Source organism: Psychroserpens sp. (assembly GCF_034670085.1).
Lineage (GTDB): Bacteria > Bacteroidota > Bacteroidia > Flavobacteriales > Flavobacteriaceae > Psychroserpens.
Window position 1 is genome coordinate 191113 of sequence record NZ_JAXMOD010000006.1, and the last position, 16834, is coordinate 207946.

Annotated in this window: 11 protein-coding genes and 1 tRNA gene; 8 read left to right on the forward strand and 4 right to left on the reverse strand. The window is 33.7% G+C overall.

Translation table 11 applies throughout. The features are described from left to right. Nucleotides 1-26 precede the first annotated feature (26 nt). Complete coding sequence (locus tag VOI25_RS11620; protein WP_323789303.1) at nucleotides 27-1256, forward strand: metallophosphoesterase; 1230 nt, start codon at nucleotides 27-29, stop codon at nucleotides 1254-1256. Nucleotides 1257-1399: 143 nt separating this feature from the next. Further along, nucleotides 1400-1696, forward strand: coding sequence for a thioredoxin family protein (locus tag VOI25_RS11625; RefSeq protein ID WP_033957573.1), 297 nt, complete (start codon nucleotides 1400-1402; stop codon nucleotides 1694-1696). On the opposite strand, the gene VOI25_RS11630 is transcribed toward VOI25_RS11625, so the two are convergent. After that, nucleotides 1693-2334 (reverse strand): polysaccharide deacetylase family protein, encoded by a 642-nt coding sequence (locus VOI25_RS11630; RefSeq protein WP_323789248.1) that lies wholly within the window; start codon nucleotides 2332-2334, stop codon nucleotides 1693-1695. The two genes, VOI25_RS11625 and VOI25_RS11630, sit on opposite strands and share 4 nt — an antisense overlap. Before the next feature lie 6 nt (nucleotides 2335-2340). After that, nucleotides 2341-5736: a DUF2723 domain-containing protein gene (locus VOI25_RS11635; protein ID WP_323789249.1), complete on the reverse strand. Its 3396-nt coding sequence runs from the start codon at nucleotides 5734-5736 to the stop codon at nucleotides 2341-2343. Between the two features lie 150 nt (nucleotides 5737-5886). Here VOI25_RS11635 and VOI25_RS11640 point away from each other — a divergent pair. Then, nucleotides 5887-5959: transfer RNA gene (locus VOI25_RS11640), tRNA-Gln, on the forward strand. 52 nt (nucleotides 5960-6011) lie between these two features. Here the strand turns inward: VOI25_RS11640 and VOI25_RS11645 are convergent. Next, complete coding sequence (locus tag VOI25_RS11645) at nucleotides 6012-6836, reverse strand: universal stress protein (RefSeq protein ID WP_323789250.1); 825 nt, start codon at nucleotides 6834-6836, stop codon at nucleotides 6012-6014. Between the two features lie 154 nt (nucleotides 6837-6990). Between VOI25_RS11645 and rimP the strand changes: the two genes are divergently transcribed. The 3 genes from rimP to infB all read left to right on the forward strand — a co-directional run bounded on the left by rimP (nucleotide 6991) and on the right by infB (nucleotide 11515). Then, nucleotides 6991-7455, forward strand: coding sequence for a ribosome assembly cofactor RimP (rimP, locus tag VOI25_RS11650; protein WP_323789251.1), 465 nt, complete (start codon nucleotides 6991-6993; stop codon nucleotides 7453-7455). 12 nt (nucleotides 7456-7467) lie between these two features. Beyond that, nucleotides 7468-8700 (forward strand): transcription termination factor NusA, encoded by a 1233-nt coding sequence (gene nusA / locus VOI25_RS11655; protein WP_323789252.1) that lies wholly within the window; start codon nucleotides 7468-7470, stop codon nucleotides 8698-8700. A gap of 64 nt (nucleotides 8701-8764) precedes the next feature. Further along, complete coding sequence (infB, locus tag VOI25_RS11660) at nucleotides 8765-11515, forward strand: translation initiation factor IF-2 (protein ID WP_323789253.1); 2751 nt, start codon at nucleotides 8765-8767, stop codon at nucleotides 11513-11515. Between the two features lie 74 nt (nucleotides 11516-11589). Here infB and VOI25_RS11665 read toward each other — a convergent pair whose 3' ends face one another. Next, the gene (locus tag VOI25_RS11665; RefSeq protein WP_323789254.1) at nucleotides 11590-11973 is read right to left on the reverse strand and encodes an SPOR domain-containing protein; all 384 of its coding nucleotides are present in this window, start codon (nucleotides 11971-11973) and stop codon (nucleotides 11590-11592) included. A gap of 245 nt (nucleotides 11974-12218) precedes the next feature. Here VOI25_RS11665 and VOI25_RS11670 point away from each other — a divergent pair, with 245 nt between their 5' ends. Beyond that, a complete protein-coding gene (locus VOI25_RS11670; protein ID WP_323789304.1) occupies nucleotides 12219-13520 on the forward strand; it encodes a c-type cytochrome in 1302 nt (433 codons plus the stop codon). 33 nt (nucleotides 13521-13553) lie between these two features. Further along, complete coding sequence (locus VOI25_RS11675; protein WP_323789255.1) at nucleotides 13554-16826, forward strand: TAT-variant-translocated molybdopterin oxidoreductase; 3273 nt, start codon at nucleotides 13554-13556, stop codon at nucleotides 16824-16826. Nucleotides 16827-16834 lie beyond the last annotated feature (8 nt).

The window sequence follows — 16834 nt, forward strand, 5'->3', positions numbered from 1 at the left end:
GGTTATCTTTGAAGAAACTTCAGTATATGATTCGTTGGATTATCTTTATTTTAATCTATTCTCTTTTTTCAGTATATGGCTATCAAGCTATTAAAACAGTAACGAAACTTAGTTGGTTGCACTATCTTTTCATTGCTATTGCATTAATTGTTGCTGGAAATTTTGTTTATCAATTTTCTATTGGTTCTGAAGGACGAGTACTTAATCCAGCTAAGAGTTATGCTTTTGGATTTTTACTAGCATTTATGTCTTTCAATTTGGTCATAGTTCCCATTTTGATTGGTGAAGATATTATTAGAGTTTTCTTAGGTCTCTATGATAAATTGTTCGCTACAAAAGAATCATTTTATTTACCCTCAAGACGAAAGTTTATTAGTACAGTTGCCTTAGGATTAGCAGCTATTCCGTTTGCGTCTTTGCTTTATGGTATGTATAGAGGGAAATACCGCTTTAGGGTTTTAGATTATGTGCTTCATTTTGAAGACTTACCTGAGACTTTTGATGGTTATAGGATTACTCAAATTAGTGATATTCACTCAGGAAGTTTTGACAATCGAGAAAAGATTGAATATGGCGTTAATCTTATCAATGAACAAAACTCAGATGTGATTATGTTTACTGGTGATATGGTAAATAATAAGGCGTCAGAAATGTTACCGTGGAAAGATCTTTTCGGAACATTAAAAGCTAAAGATGGTGTATTTTCTGTTTTAGGAAACCACGATTATGGTGATTATGTAAATTGGAATTCTAAGGAAGAAAAAACAAAAAACCTAGACGACCTGAAAGCAATTCAAAAAGAAATGGGCTATAATTTATTATTAAATGAATCTCATTTTATAGAGCGAAATGGAGAACGAATTGCTATAGTAGGAGTTGAGAATTGGGGGCAAAATGGATTCAAAAAAGCTGGAGACCTTAAAAAAGCATCAGAGCAAGTTAGCGCTAAAGATTTTAAAATATTAATGAGCCACGATCCAAGTCATTGGGAAGCTGAAGTTATAAATGATGACCTACATTATCATCTTACTTTAAGTGGTCATACGCATGGGATGCAATTTGGGATTGAAATTCCAGGATGGATAAAATGGAGTCCGGTAAAATGGCGATATAAGCAATGGGCTGGAATTTATAAAGAATTAGGACAATACCTAAATGTGAACAGAGGATTTGGATATTTAGGCTATCCTGGTCGTGTTGGAATTTGGCCAGAGGTTACTGTTATTACACTTAAAAAAGGAACAAATAATGCATAATAGCGCGGAAATGTTATTATTACTCTGAAATTGTTTATTTTTATAAATAAGTCAGAGTGAACCTACTAGAATACATTATTTAAAGTATTACCAAAAAAATGTGTAGGTTTGTAGTAACATGTTTGATTTAAAAGTTTAAACGTATGTCAAAATTTGGGGAACTTATAGATGTTGATATTCCAGTTTTGTTGGATTTTTTCACAGAATGGAATGAACAATCTACGGCAATGCATCCTGTAATGAGAGATGTTGCTGCTGCTCTTGGCGATAAAGCTAAAGTTATAAAAATCGACGTTGATAAAAATAAAGAGTTAGCTGAAGCACTTCGTGTTAAAGGCTTACCAACTCTTATTATTTATAAAAATGGCGAAATGAAATGGCGTCATAGTGGAGAACAAGATGCAAATACATTAATCGGTATCGTTCAAGAGTTTCTTTAGAAACTTAAAGCTTTAAATTTAAATCCTGCCTTACTAAAATAGTCCAAAACTTTAGGAAGAGTATACATCATGTTTTTTGATGCTTTCACACTATCATGGAAAACTATAATACTACCATTTTTACTTTTTGAAATGACATTATTAAAGCAATCGGCTTCTGAAATATCCTTTTGCCAATCAAAAGATAAGACATCCCACATAATTACTTTGTAATCTAATTCCATAAGCTTTTTTCCTTGCTTTGGTTGTATTTGGCCGTATGGAGGACGAAATAAATATGTTCTTGTAGATTGATGCAATTCTATTTGCTTTTCGGCTTCTAAAACTTCGTTTATGTAGGCTTTAGTTTTTGTTTTCCAACCTTTAACATGGTGTTGCGTATGATTACCAATCGCATGTCCATGTCTAATAATGTTATTAAAGATATCGGGATGTTTTTCTATGTTAGCTCCAATACAGAAAAATGTTGCCTTAGCATTGTAATGTTTCAGCGTGTCTAAGGTCCAATTTGTAATTTCTGGTGTTGGACCATCATCAAATGTTAAATACAATTCTTTAGAATTAGTAGGGATATCCCAAACATAATTTGGAAACAACTTTTTTGCAACTAAAGGTGTTTTAACTGGTGTAATTTTCACAATTCACTATTGATCTAATTTTAGAATACTGTCTATGGTATCCTTTGCAATATCTGCATCTTCCCTAATGAATTCCTCTTCATCAGAATCTTCTTCATCTGTAAAATGTCTAAACAATCTAAGGTAATTATTGAATTTCTCCGTTTCTTGAAGCGCAAGATCTTTATCGTTATAAATAACTAGTAAATCAACTAAACCTCTATAACGTTCAATATCTGAAACGATTTCATCGAGATATCGAGTTTGGTTTTCAATAGATAACTCACTGTAATATTTAAGGTTCTCCTGGTATTTTTTGGCGACATCATGATAAATCTTTCTTGCCTTCTCGGTTTTTTCAATTTCGTAATAACCACCAATATAAGGTTCAAGTAATGTGTAATATCCAAACTTATCTACTGGCATTTTTTCCATAGCTAAGTCAGCTACATTTTCGGCTTTGTCAAGTTGGTCTTCGTTGATGAGTAGTTCCATAAGGCGTGCAAGATTGCCTCTATAGGTAATCCCATTTTTACGGGTTTCAACATCGTGATAAATAGCGTCACTTCCACTATTTCCCCAGTCCCAAGACATTACTTTGTCGTACATTAATTCTGAATCAATTCGTCCCATATCAAATGGGTTAGCTCTGTCAATAGCAGTTTTTATAGGTACTAATTTATAACACAAACCGTCTAATTGAAGGAAATCTTTCATCCAAACATAATCTTCATCACTAAAGGCTCCTCCCGTAAAATAAATAGGTCGTTTCCAATCGTTATTAGCAACGATATCTAACATTAGTAATCTATTTTTATACAATGCACTGCCTTTAATCTCAACGTCTAAATATGGCAAAATTTCATCAGCATCCTTTTGTTTTACAATGCCATTGTCTAGAACAGTTTGCTTATCAACAGGAATTCTAATATATCGTGTCGGAAAGTAATTTGAGTTAAGTAATTGCGTAGGATATCCTGCTGGATCTTCACCCTCACGTTGTAAAATGTACTTCAGTTTATACTTAGGATCGTCATTAGAAATAAAATTCATAAAATCTTTTATCATTAACGTATCATCTGTAATTTCCCTTCGCATCACATAATCTCTTGTTCCGTATTTATATTGATCATGAGTTAATTGAGAAGGAATTGGATCACTTTCATAGGCTTTTCTTTTCATTTGATCAATATACCAATCTGTTTGAAAAAGACTGGTGTTAACTACTCTAACATCTGTACGAACACCTTCAATTTCTTGCAAATACCAAAGTGGGAAACTATCGTTATCACCAATAGTAAATAATATAGCATTTGGAGCACAGGATTCTAAATATTTTCGTGCCATTGCATTTGCAGTGTATTTATCAGACCTGTCATGGTCGTCCCAATTGTTTGCAGCTAATATTCCTGGAACTAGTACCAAACAAGCTAAAGTGATTGCTGGAGCCAATAATTTTGAAGCTACTTTAGTTTTTAAGAGATCATAAATGGCATAAACGCCAAATCCAATCCAAATGGCAAACACATAAAATGAACCAACTACAGAATAGTCTCGTTCTCTAGGTTCAAACGGTCTTACATTAGTGTAAAATTGAATTGCTAAACCAGTAAACAGGAAGAATACTAACATCATCCAAAAGCGTTTAGGGTCTTTATACATTAGATAAAAGAACCCGATAAGGCCTAAAATGAATGGAAGGAAATAATACGTATTTCGTGCTTTGTTATTTTCTACATCACTTGGCAAGTTGTCTTGTGATATACCTAAATGTAGTTCGTCAATAAAGTCAATACCACTAATCCAATTACCATGTAAAGCTGTGTATTTTCCTTGAAGGTCGTCTTGGCGTCCAGTGAAATTCCACATAAAATAACGCCAATACATATACCCTAATTGATAATCTATCATATAATAGAAATTATCAATAAGTGAAGGTTTTTCAATATCTAAAAATTGTTGTCCAAATTGTTTAAGGAAGTTGTGATAGTCTTCGTAATCAACTTGACCTTCCATGACATCTTTTCTAAATGCATTCACTTGTTCCTTAATGCTATTAACTCGTAGGTTCGAATATTGACTAGCCTCATCATTAGAATATCCTTGTGCTAACGCATCGTTGTACATAGTAATAGCTAAATCTGGTTTTAACTTAAAATCAAGTAAGCCAGTAAACATCATATAGTTTTCAGCATGTTCGGTACTCCACATACGTGGTAAAATTGCTGCTTGTTCAGAATTGTAATTTTGCTTTGCGTTTTTATAGTCGTTGACAATAACATATTCCCCTTTTTCATGATCTTTTTCATACTTGGGTTTGTCATCAATATAAGGGTTGTTTTCATCTAAACCAGTATATTGTTCTGTAAATAACGGACCATAAAATAAATGAGTTTCAGGATATTGTTCTAAGTTATAGTATGCTAAAAGTTCTCTTGCACTTGATGGGTTATTTTCATTAATAATGACATTTGCATTTGCTCTAATTGGCAACATCAGCCAAGATGAAAAACCAATAAAAATAAAAATTAAACACAGGATTAAGGTATTTGCATATTTATAACCTTTCTTTTTTGTTTCTTTTAATCCGAAGTAAAATATGGTAACTAAAACTAATCCAGCAATTACAGATCCTGAATTAAACGGCAATCCAATGGTGTTAACAAAGAAAATTTCTGAAGCACTAAACAGTTTAAGTGCGTTAGGTAGAAGTAATTTGAAAATAAATAATAAAATAGCAACGGCTACGATATTGGCAATGATAAAATTCTTAGCATTTACCTTTTGATAGTTTTTGAAAAAGTAAATTAACCCTAAAGCTGGTATGGTTAACAGCCCCATAAAGTGCACACCAAAAGAGAGACCAATTACAAAAGCAATTAAGATTAACCATCGATGCCCTCTGGGTTCGTTCATATCTTGTTCCCAGCGTAAGCCTAAATAAAATAAAACTGACATTATTAAGGTTGCCATTGCATACACTTCAGTTTCAACAGCATTAAACCAGAACGAATCTGTAAAAGTAAATGCTAAACTACCAACCAAAGCACTACCTAAGATTGCAATTGAAGCATTTTGAGTTACCTCACCTGTATTAGCAACTAGTTTTTTCAATAGGATACTAATAGTCCAAAACATGAAAAGAATAGTAAAAGCACTTGCAACAGCACTCATCATATTCATCATCATACCTATTAACTCATTGTTTCCAAAAGTGAAAATTGAGAAAAAAGCTCCTAAAATTTGAAACAAGGGTGCTCCAGGTGGATGACCAACTTGTAATTTTGAAGAAGTTAATATGTATTCGCCTGCATCCCAAAAACTTACAGTAGGCTCTATGGTTAATGCATACGTAATTAATGCTATTGTAAAAGCAAACCATCCTAAAATGGTATTCCATTTCTTGAAGTTGAAATGTGTCATATTCAAGGTCTATTTTATGCGAGCGAATTTAGTAATAATTATATGAATCGCTAGAGTTTTTAAGTAAACGTTATGCTTTTTTGATTATTTTATAACTTTTTGTTTGTACAAATAAAACTTTGTACTAAATTTGCATCCTCTTTAAGAGATTGGCCTATGGTGTAACTGGCAACACATTGGTTTTTGGTACCAAAGAGTCTAGGTTCGATCCCTAGTGGGCCAACAAAAAAGTCTTCCTAATTTAGGAAGACTTTTTCTTTTCTATAAATATCGTTTTAAATTTTAAAAGTAATTACAGGTCGATTTGCATGATTTACTAAATCTTCACTTATGCTACCGTTAAAAAAATGTGCTATACCTTGTCTACCATGCGTGCTAATACCAATAAGATCTGCATCTATATGTTTTGAAAAGTTTAAAATACCTTTTTCAATGGACTCATCATTATAAATGTTAATGGTATAATTTTTAAAACTATAATCCTCAATAAACGAATTAATCCTATCATTTGCTTTTTTGGTCGTACTAAAGTTGCTGGCTGTATTTACCATTAATAAATGTAATTGAGCGCCAAAAGCCATTGCAAAATCGGTTGCCTGTCTGTAGGTTTCTTTGTTATCATTTTTAAAATCAGATGCAAACACTATATCATCAATACTAAAATCTTCATGACTGTTTTTGATTACAAGTACAGGAACATCAGAGTTACGTACAGCTTTTTCAGCATTTGAACCAACAAACATTTCTTTAATTCCACTTGCTCCATGAGAACCCATAATAATCATTGTAATACCATGTTCTTTACAGATTTCCGAAATACCATTAAAAGACCCATCTGGTTTAACTATCTCATGAACAGTAAGATCATTAAGGTAATCGCTATTCAAAATGTCTTTAAATTTTTGATGAGCCATTTTCATGAAAAACATGACTTCAGGCACATCAGCTTGAGAACTTACGGCATCTAAATCTTGCAAAGGGATTTCTAACATATGCAATAAATAGATTTCACTGCCATGTTTTTTTGCGATTTGTGATGCTACTTTTAATGCGTTTTCTGCTTCTGGTGAAAAGTCTGTAGGAACTAATATTTTTTTCATAAAGTTTAAGGTTGATTTTAATCACATAAATTTAATAATAAAAATCGACATAACACAGCTTGGTGAAATCAATATAATTATTGTATATTTGCAGCGTTGTTTGAAGAAAAAAGAATAATGAGCGGACGGGAAGTCCGCTCTTTTTATACTAAAAATGTTCAGAGATTCCGTAAAAAAATTATTAGATGAAGGACTTGCTCAAAGAGAAGACCTGTTTCTAGTTGATTTTGAAGTTTTAGGAGATAACACAATTAAAGTGGTTATAGATGGAGATAATGGTGTTCTTGTAGAAGACTGTATGTTCATTAGTAGAGCAATAGAGCATAATCTTGATAGAGAAGAACAGGATTTTTCTTTAGAAATATTGTCTGCAGGTGCAACATCACCTTTAACAAATAAAAGACAATACAAAAAGAATATTGGTAGAACACTAAGTGTGAAAACCACAAGCGATGAAGATCTGGAAGGAATACTAACAGAAGTTGACGATGATAAGATTCTTCTGGAATGGAAAACTAGAGAGCCAAAACCAATTGGTAAAGGCAAAGTGACTGTAAAAAAGCAAGCCGAATTATCATTTGATTCGATAAGTAAGGCTCAAGTTGTAATAAAATTTTAATTTATAAGAGTAATGGAAAATATTGCGTTAATTGATTCTTTTTCAGAGTTTAAAGATGAAAAGTTGATCGATCGTGTAACGTTAATGGCGATTTTAGAAGATGTTTTGAGAAATGCCTTAAAGAAAAAATATGGTGACGATGATAACTTTGATATTATTATCAATCCTGATAAAGGCGATTTAGAAATTTGGAGAAATAGAATTGTAGTTGCAGATGATGAAGTTGAAGAACCTAATCAAGAAATAGCTTTATCTGAAGCTCAAAAAATAGAACCTGATTTTGAAGTTGGTGAAGATGTTGCCGAAGAAGTAAAACTTGTTGATTTAGGTCGACGTTCGATTTTAGCCTTAAGACAAAACTTAATCTCTAAGATCCATGAACATGATAACACAAATATATACAAGCAATTTAAAGATTTAGAAGGAGAGATATACTCTGCAGAAGTACATCATATTCGTCATAGAGCAATCATTCTTTTAGATGATGATGGTAACGAAATTATTCTTCCAAAAGACAAACAAATTCCTTCAGATTTCTTTAGAAAAGGAGAAAACGTGAGAGGAATTATTGAAAGCGTTGAGCTTAAAGGAAACAAGCCAGCCATAATCATGTCAAGAACAGCTCCTGTATTTCTTGAAAAATTATTTGAACAAGAAATTCCAGAAGTATTTGATGGTTTAATTACTATTAAAAAGGTCGTTCGTATTCCAGGTGAAAAAGCAAAAGTTGCTGTAGATTCTTATGATGACAGAATTGATCCAGTTGGAGCTTGTGTTGGTATGAAAGGGTCGAGAATCCACGGAATTGTTCGTGAATTAGGAAATGAAAATATTGATGTTATCAATTACACAAATAACCTCAATCTTTTTATTACAAGGGCTCTAAGTCCAGCAAGAGTGACTTCAATTAAAATAGATGAAGAAACAAAACGTGCTGAAGTTTTATTGAAACCTGAAGAAGTATCAAAGGCAATTGGTAGAGGTGGTCATAATATAAGATTAGCAGGTCAATTAACAGGTTACGAAATTGATGTGTTTAGAGAAGGTGCAGAAGAAGATGTAGAATTAAGCGAATTTACAGATGAAATTGAAAGCTGGATTATTGCAGAATTCAGTAAAGCAGGTTTAGATACTGCTAAAAGTATATTAGAACAAGATGTTGTAGATCTTGTAAAACGTACAGATTTAGAAGAAGAAACAATATTAGATGTTATTAGAATTCTTAAAGAAGAATTCGAAGAATAGTACCATTTTAACAATGTACAGTAATTTGGTATAAAAGATTTTTAAGTTATATTATAAGCGATTTATGGCTCAAACAAGATTAAATAAAGTATTACGAGAACTCAATATTTCTATTGATCGTGCTGTTGATTTTTTAGAATCAAAAGGTGTCGAAATAGAAAAGAGTCCGAATACGAAAATATCAGAAGACGTTTACACAATTCTTTCCAACGAATTTCAAACTGACGCTAATAAAAAAATGGCGTCGCAAGAAGTTAGTGAAGCAAAACTTAAGGAAAAGGAAGAATTGCGCGAACAGCGTGAGCGTGAGTTGGAAGAAAAGGCTAAAGAAGAAGAAAAAAGAAGCAAACAAGTAGTTAAAGCTAAAGCCGAATTAAGTGGGCCAAAACAAGTTGGTAAAATAGACTTAGATAAAAAGGCTAAAAAGGCTGAAGAGCCAAAACAAGAAAAGCCAGAAGAGCCTAAAGAAGTTGAAAAACCTCAAGTTGAAAAGCCAAAAGCTAAAGAAGAAGCTTCTAAAAAAGAAGATGTAAAGGAAGAAACTCCTAAGACCGCAGAAAAGAAAGAAAAAGAAACGCCTAAAACAGAAGCTAAAGAAGAGTCTAAAACAGAAACTACAGAAGAGCCTGTAGACGAAACTTTAAAAACACAATATAAAAAGTTAACTGGACCTAAAATTGCAGGTGAAAAAATTGACCTTTCTAAGTTTAATAAACCTAAGAAGAAAAAGGAAGAAAAGAAACCAGCTGATAATAAAACAGCTTCAGGAGACGCTAATAAAAAGAAAAGACGACGTATAAGTAAAGGACCAGGTTCTGGAGGTGATAACAGCTATGGAAATAGAGGTGGAAACCAAAGAGGCGGATTTAAAGGAAAAGGAAAGCGTCCAACAACAGTTAAAGAAGAGCCTAGTGCTGAAGAAGTTCAAAAGCAGGTACGTGAAACTCTTGAAAAACTTCAAGGAAAATCAAGTAAAGGAAAAGGCGCAAAATACAGAAGAGAGAAAAGAGATCAGCATAGAGAACAGACCGAAATTGATCAGAAGATTGAAGCTGCTGAAAGTAAAATTCTAAAAGTAACTGAATTTGTAACTGCCAATGAAGTTGCTACCATGATGAATGTTTCTGTTACAGAAATTATTTCGGCATGTATGTCACTTGGTATGATGGTAACCATGAATCAGCGTTTAGATGCTGAAACCTTATCGGTTGTTGCTGATGAATTTGGTTATAATGTTGACTTTGTAACATCTGATATTGAAGAATCAATAGAAGAGGTTGTCGATAAACCAGAAGATTTAGTGCCTCGTGCACCAATCGTTACTGTTATGGGTCACGTAGATCACGGTAAAACATCTTTACTAGATTATATTCGTCAAGAAAATGTAATCGCTGGAGAATCTGGTGGAATTACGCAGCATATTGGAGCTTATGGTGTTGAATTAGAAGGCGGACAAAAAATCGCGTTCCTTGATACACCAGGTCACGAAGCTTTTACAGCTATGCGTGCTCGTGGTGCTCAGGTTACCGATTTAGCAATTATTGTAGTTGCGGCAGATGATTCAATAATGCCACAAACAAAAGAAGCAATCGCACATGCTCAAGCAGCAGAAGTGCCTATTATATTTGCGATTAACAAAATTGATAAAGTTGGTGCAAATCCAGAAAAAGTAAAAGAAGGATTAGCACAAATGAATTTATTAGTTGAAGATTGGGGTGGAAAAATTCAGTCTCATGATATTTCAGCTAAAAACGGTACAGGAATCAAAGAATTATTAGAAAAGGTATTGCTTGAAGCTGAATTATTAGAATTAAAAGCAAATCCAAATAAATTAGCTAGTGGAACTGTAGTTGAAGCCTTTTTAGATAAAGGACGTGGATACGTGTCAACAATTTTAGTTCAAGCTGGAACATTAAAAGTTGGAGATTACGTTCTTGCTGGTAAAAACAGTGGTAAGGTAAAAGCAATGCATGATGAACGTGGAAAGGAAATTAAAGTTGCCGGACCATCAACACCAGTTTCAATCTTAGGATTAGATGGTGCGCCTCAAGCAGGTGATAAGTTTAATGTGTTTGAAGATGAAAGAGAAGCGAAACAAATTGCCGCTAAACGTACTCAGTTACAACGCGAGCAATCTGTTAGAACACAACGCCATATTACGCTTGATGAAATCGGACGTCGTATTGCTCTTGGAGATTTCCAAGAATTAAATATCATTCTTAAGGGTGACGTAGATGGTTCAGTTGAAGCATTAACAGATTCATTCCAGAAATTATCTACTGAAGAAATTCAGGTAAATATTATTCATAAAGGTGTTGGAGCTATTACTGAAAGCGATGTTTTATTAGCAACAGCTTCTGATGCAATTATTATTGGGTTTAATGTAAGGCCAATGGGTAATGCGCGTCAAATTGCAGACAACGAAGAAATTGATATCAGAACATATTCAATTATCTATGATGCGATTAATGATCTGAAAGATGCGATGGAAGGCATGTTGTCTCCAGAGCTTAAAGAAGAGATTACAGGTACAGCTGAAATTAGAGAAACTTTCAAAATATCTAAAATTGGTACTATCGCAGGATGTATGGTTACTAATGGTAAAATCTTTAGAAGTTCAGGAATTCGATTAATACGTGATGGAGTTGTAATTCACACTGGTGAGTTAACGTCCTTAAAACGTTTTAAAGATGATGCTAAAGAAGTAGCAAAAGGTTACGACTGTGGTATTCAATTAAAAGGTTATAACGATATTCAAATTGATGATGTCATTGAAGCATTCCAAGAAGTTGAAGTCAAAAAGAAATTGAAGTAATCAATTATATATGAAATAAAAAAAGCGACCAAAATAAATGGTCGCTTTTTTTATGTACATTAAATTAGAACTATTTATTTCTTGTCTTTTTTGGGTTCAAAAATAAAGGCGTTATTATATTTCCTTTTTATTTTTAAAAGTGCTTTATCTGCCTCTAGCCTGCTTCTGAAATTTCCGACCCAAATTTTTGTATTTGGCGAATCAAATTCCATGCTAACTGGCCATTCGTTAAATGAGTTTAGAAAATTTTGTTTAGAAGCTTCGGCTCCAGAACGAGTGCCAGAATACACCTGGATTTTAAACAGATTCACCGTTTTAATGTCTTTCTTAAATTCTAGTAATTTGTCTATATCACTATCCTGATCAACAATAACAGTTCCATCCTGAGCAAAACTCCCAACTGTGAAACTAAATAAAGCGATTAAAAATAATGAAAATTTGATCTTATGTTTTATCATAACTGTGTGATTTAATGCAAAGAAAATGTTTTTTTTTTAGTGTGTCTATATTTGTATCAATTATATAACTTATTGAAGTTTTAAAATATTATTTAGAATCTGTATAAATTAACAATTAACACTTCACTAACATTTCTAAAATCGACATTAAGTGTTATTTTTGCGTGAGATTTTACAAACGTTTTTTTCAATTTTAATTAATGAAAAAATCATACCAAAGTTTAGAAGATAATTCAACTAACACTATGATACAAGTGATTTACCGTAAACTAACAGCAAATTTTCTCAATTTAGGGTTAGTTTTTTTACTCACGATTTCTACTTCACTTACTGCTCAGGAAGGTGATCCAGCAAAAGGAAAAACTTTATTTAATACAAATTGTGCTTCTTGTCACCAATTAGATAAGAAAATGACTGGTCCTGCTTTACGAAATATAGAAGCGCGTCTATCAGATGAACAAGGATTAGATAGAGAATGGCTAGACAAATGGATTAGAAATAGTGCTGGTTTAGTTAAATCTGGGGATGCTTATGCTAACCAAATTTATAATGAGTACAATGGAACGGCAATGACAGCTTTTCCTCAATTGTCTGATCAAGATATTTCGGATATTTTAGCTTATACTGCTGAACCTAAGAAAGAGCCAGAAGTTGTAAATGGCGGAGGAGGTCAAGCAGGAACTGATCAAGCTGAAGGCGGAGTTTCAAATAAATTAATCTTAGGAGCGTTAGCTATCTTATTTGCATTGCTAGCTATGGCTTTAGTTTTAGTGCGAAAAACGTTGAATCGTTTTGCCGAAGCTAAAGGTATAGATACTGCTAGTGAAGATAAACACCTTCCGATTTGGAAAGCCTTTATTAAAAATCAATTTTTGATTTTAGTAACTGTAATTTTATTCTTATTGGCAAGTGCTTATTTCGTTTTTGGATACTTATCACAAATAGGTGTAGATCAAGGTTACGAGCCTGTTCAGCCTATTCATTATTCGCATAGAATTCACGCTGGTGACAATGGTATTGATTGTAAATATTGTCACTCGTCTGCTAGAGTTAGTAAAACATCTGGTATTCCTTCATTAAATGTTTGTATGAACTGTCATAAGTCTATTTATGAAGTTGCAGCAGAAACACAGGCTGAAGGTATGAATGAATATGGAGTTGATTATAATGCTGAAATCAAAAAACTTTATGCCGCTGTTGGTTGGGATGATGCTGAACAAAAATATACTGGCGAAACGTCTCCTGTTAAATGGGTGAGAATACATAATTTACCTGATTTCGCATATTTCAACCATTCACAACACGTTACTGTAGCTGGTGTACAATGTCAAACATGTCATGGTCCAGTGGAAGAAATGGAAGTAATGTATCAATATGCACCATTAACTATGGGTTGGTGTATTGATTGTCATAGAGAGACTGAAGTAAATGTAAAAGATAATGCATATTACACTAAAATACATGAGCAATTATCTAAGAAATATGGTGTAGATAAATTAACGGCAGCTCAAATGGGTGGACTGGAATGTGGAAAATGCCATTACTAATAAGTTTAATAAGAAGTAATTCAATTATATAATATGTCATCAAACAAGAAATACTGGAAAAGTGTTGAAGAGCTAAACAAAAACAGCTCTATTGTTGAGACGCTTAAACAGAATGAATTTGTTAATGAGATTCCTACCGAAGAATTTTTAGGTAATAAAGAATCTTTAGAAACCTCTTCTACTACGCGTCGTGACTTTTTAAAGTACGTTGGTTTTAGTACTGCAGCGGCATCTTTAGCAGCTTGTGAAGGACCAGTGATTAAATCTATTCCTTACGTAGTACAACCTGAGGAGATTATTCCTGGAGTTGCTAATTACTATGCAACAACTATTGCTAACGGTTTTGATTTTGCAAGTGTATTAGTTAAAACTCGTGAAGGTCGTCCAATTAAAATTGAAAATAATACAATGGCAGCTACCAATGGTGGTGCAAATGCTAGAGTAAATGCTTCAGTTCTAGGATTGTATGATATATTGAGAGTGAAGTCTCCAATGAAAGGTGAATCAGAGATCTCTTGGTCAACCTTAGATGCTGAAGTTGGTCAGGCATTAGAATCAGCGAAATCATCAGGAAAGCAAATCGTGTTATTAACACAAACTTTTGCAAGTCCTTCGACTTCAAAATTGATTTCTGAATTCTCAGCAAAATACGGAAATGTGCGTCATGTAGTTTATGATGCAGTTTCAGAATCTCCTGCTCTTGATGCTTATCAAGCTCAATATGGTGAGCGTGGTTTAGCAAATTATGATTTCTCAAAAGCAGCTACTATTGTGTCTGTTGGAGCAGATTTCTTAGGAGATTGGCAAGGTGGAGGATTTGATTCAGGATACGCAAAAGGGCGTTCACCAAAGGATGGTAAAATGTCTAGACATATTCAGTTTGAATCCAATATGTCATTAACTGGAGCCAATGCAGACAAACGCGTGCCGTTAACGCCAAGTCAACAAAAACAGGCATTAGCAAAATTATATAGTTTAGTAGTTGGTGGTTCTGTAGCAACAGACTTGCCAGAATATATAAACACAGCTGTTCAAAATGCAGCTAACGAATTAAAAAAAGCTGGAAGTAACGGCGTTTTAGTTACAGGTATTCAGGATGTAAATGCACAAACGGTTGCAATAGCAATTAACGAGTCTTTAGGCAGTAAAGCATTTGATCCAAAAACGACAATAAAAACAAGACAAGGTAACGATAAAGATGTGATGTCTTTAGTTGCAGATATGAAAGCAGGTAAGGTTGGTGCAATAATCATGAGTGGTGTAAATCCAATGTATACGCTTCCTAATGCTTCTGAATTTGCTGAAGGTCTAGCAAACACAGAAGTATCTGTTGCTTTCTCTTTAAAATCTGATGAAACATCTTCAGTTTGTAATTACACTGCAGCTGCACCTCATTATTTGGAATCTTGGGGAGATGTTGAAATGAAAAAAGGTCATTTCAGTATAACACAACCAACAATCCGTACATTATTTGATACGCGCCAATTTCAGGAAGCATTATTAAAATGGACTGGTAATGATATGACCTATCGCGAGTATATTAAAGATGCTTGGGGAACGTCAATATTATCTGGATCATCGTTTAATAAAGCGGTTCAGGATGGTGTTTATGTTCCAGGAATGTTTGGTAGTATTCCAGCAGGATCATCTGTTACAACAACTGATACGTCATCTGAATTAAAAGATAAGAAAGACAGAACTTTTGTAGGAGGAATTATTCATGACGTCGCTGTAGGCGTTGGGATTAAGGATGAAGATAAAGATGAATATGTAACATCATCATCTTCTTCAACTACAACAACAGGTGGCTCTAATTCTGTTGCAGGTATGGCTGCAATTAACGCAGGTAGTGCGGCAAGAACTTTAGCAACGTCAGCTAAATCTGATGGGATGGAGTTACAACTCTATACAAAGACTGGAATGGGAGATGGTCAAGATGCTAATAACCCTTGGTTACAAGAATTTCCTGATCCAATAACAAGAACATCATGGGATAACTATGTAACAGTTTCTGCAGCTGATGCTAAATCATTGAATTTAATAAATGAACATGAAGCAACTGGAGCCTTAAATGGTAGTTATGCAGATTTAACTGTAAATGGAGTTACTGTGAAAAATGTGCCTGTAATTATTCAACCAGGACAAGCTAAGGGATCTTTAGGGTTGTCCTTAGGGTTTGGTAGAACAGCAGGTTTAAAAGATGAAATGAAAACTGGTGTTAACGCTTATCCGTTATATCAGAATTTTAATAATGCTCAAAACGTAACGATTAGTAAAGCGACTGGAATGCATGAATTTGCATGTGTTCAGTTGCAAAACACCTTAATGGGTCGTGGCGATATTATTAGAGAAACAACTTTAGAAGTATTTAATACAAAAGATAAAAAGCACTGGAACCCAATTCCTGTGGTATCATTAAATCACGTTGAAACACCAGTGACTTCTCCTGAAGTTGATTTATGGGATGAGTTTGACAGATCTATTGGTCATCATTTTAATTTATCTATTGATTTAAATTCATGTACAGGATGTGGTGCTTGTGTAATTGCATGTCACGCTGAAAATAATGTACCTGTAGTTGGTAAAGAAGAAATTAGACGAAGCCGTGATATGCATTGGCTGCGTATAGATAGATATTATTCTTCAGAAGATTCGTTTGCTGAAGATGATAGCAAGAAGGATGAATTTTCAGGACTTTTTGGAGAAAAAGGATCATTAGGCGGATTTGGAGAAATGGAAAATCCAGCTGATAATCCACAAGTAGCTTTCCAACCTGTAATGTGTCAGCATTGTAATCATGCACCATGTGAAACAGTTTGTCCAGTTGCGGCAACATCGCATGGTCGTCAAGGTCAAAACCATATGGCTTACAACCGCTGTGTAGGAACTCGTTATTGCGCAAATAACTGTCCTTACAAAGTAAGACGATTCAACTGGTTCTTGTACGCTCAAAATGATGAGTTTGATTACTATATGAATGATGATTTAGGTCGTATGGTATTAAATCCAGATGTTGTAGTTCGTTCTCGTGGTGTAATGGAAAAATGTTCATTGTGTATTCAAAAAACACAGAAAACAATTTTAGATGCAAAACGTGATGGACGTGAAATTAAGGATGGAGAATTCCAAACAGCATGTTCTTCTGCTTGTAGTAATGGAGCAATGGTATTTGGAGATATCAATGATAAAGACAGTAAAGTTGCAAAACTTTTAAAAGATGATCGTATGTATCACTTATTAGAAAGTGTTGGTACTAAGCCAAATGTGCAGTACCATACTAAAGTGAGAAATACAACTGAAGCATAAAAATTAAT

Coding starts and splice junctions, on each gene's coding strand:
- VOI25_RS11620 (WP_323789303.1), top strand. CDS start 27: ATGATTCGTTGGATTATCTTTATTTTAATCTATTCTCTTTTTTCAGTA.
- VOI25_RS11625 (WP_033957573.1), top strand. CDS start 1,400: ATGTCAAAATTTGGGGAACTTATAGATGTTGATATTCCAGTTTTGTTG.
- VOI25_RS11635 (WP_323789249.1), bottom strand. CDS start 5,736: ATGACACATTTCAACTTCAAGAAATGGAATACCATTTTAGGATGGTTT.
- VOI25_RS11645 (WP_323789250.1), bottom strand. CDS start 6,836: ATGAAAAAAATATTAGTTCCTACAGACTTTTCACCAGAAGCAGAAAAC.
- rimP (WP_323789251.1), top strand. CDS start 6,991: ATGTTCAGAGATTCCGTAAAAAAATTATTAGATGAAGGACTTGCTCAA.
- nusA (WP_323789252.1), top strand. CDS start 7,468: ATGGAAAATATTGCGTTAATTGATTCTTTTTCAGAGTTTAAAGATGAA.
- infB (WP_323789253.1), top strand. CDS start 8,765: ATGGCTCAAACAAGATTAAATAAAGTATTACGAGAACTCAATATTTCT.
- VOI25_RS11665 (WP_323789254.1), bottom strand. CDS start 11,973: ATGATAAAACATAAGATCAAATTTTCATTATTTTTAATCGCTTTATTT.
- VOI25_RS11670 (WP_323789304.1), top strand. CDS start 12,219: ATGATACAAGTGATTTACCGTAAACTAACAGCAAATTTTCTCAATTTA.
- VOI25_RS11675 (WP_323789255.1), top strand. CDS start 13,554: ATGTCATCAAACAAGAAATACTGGAAAAGTGTTGAAGAGCTAAACAAA.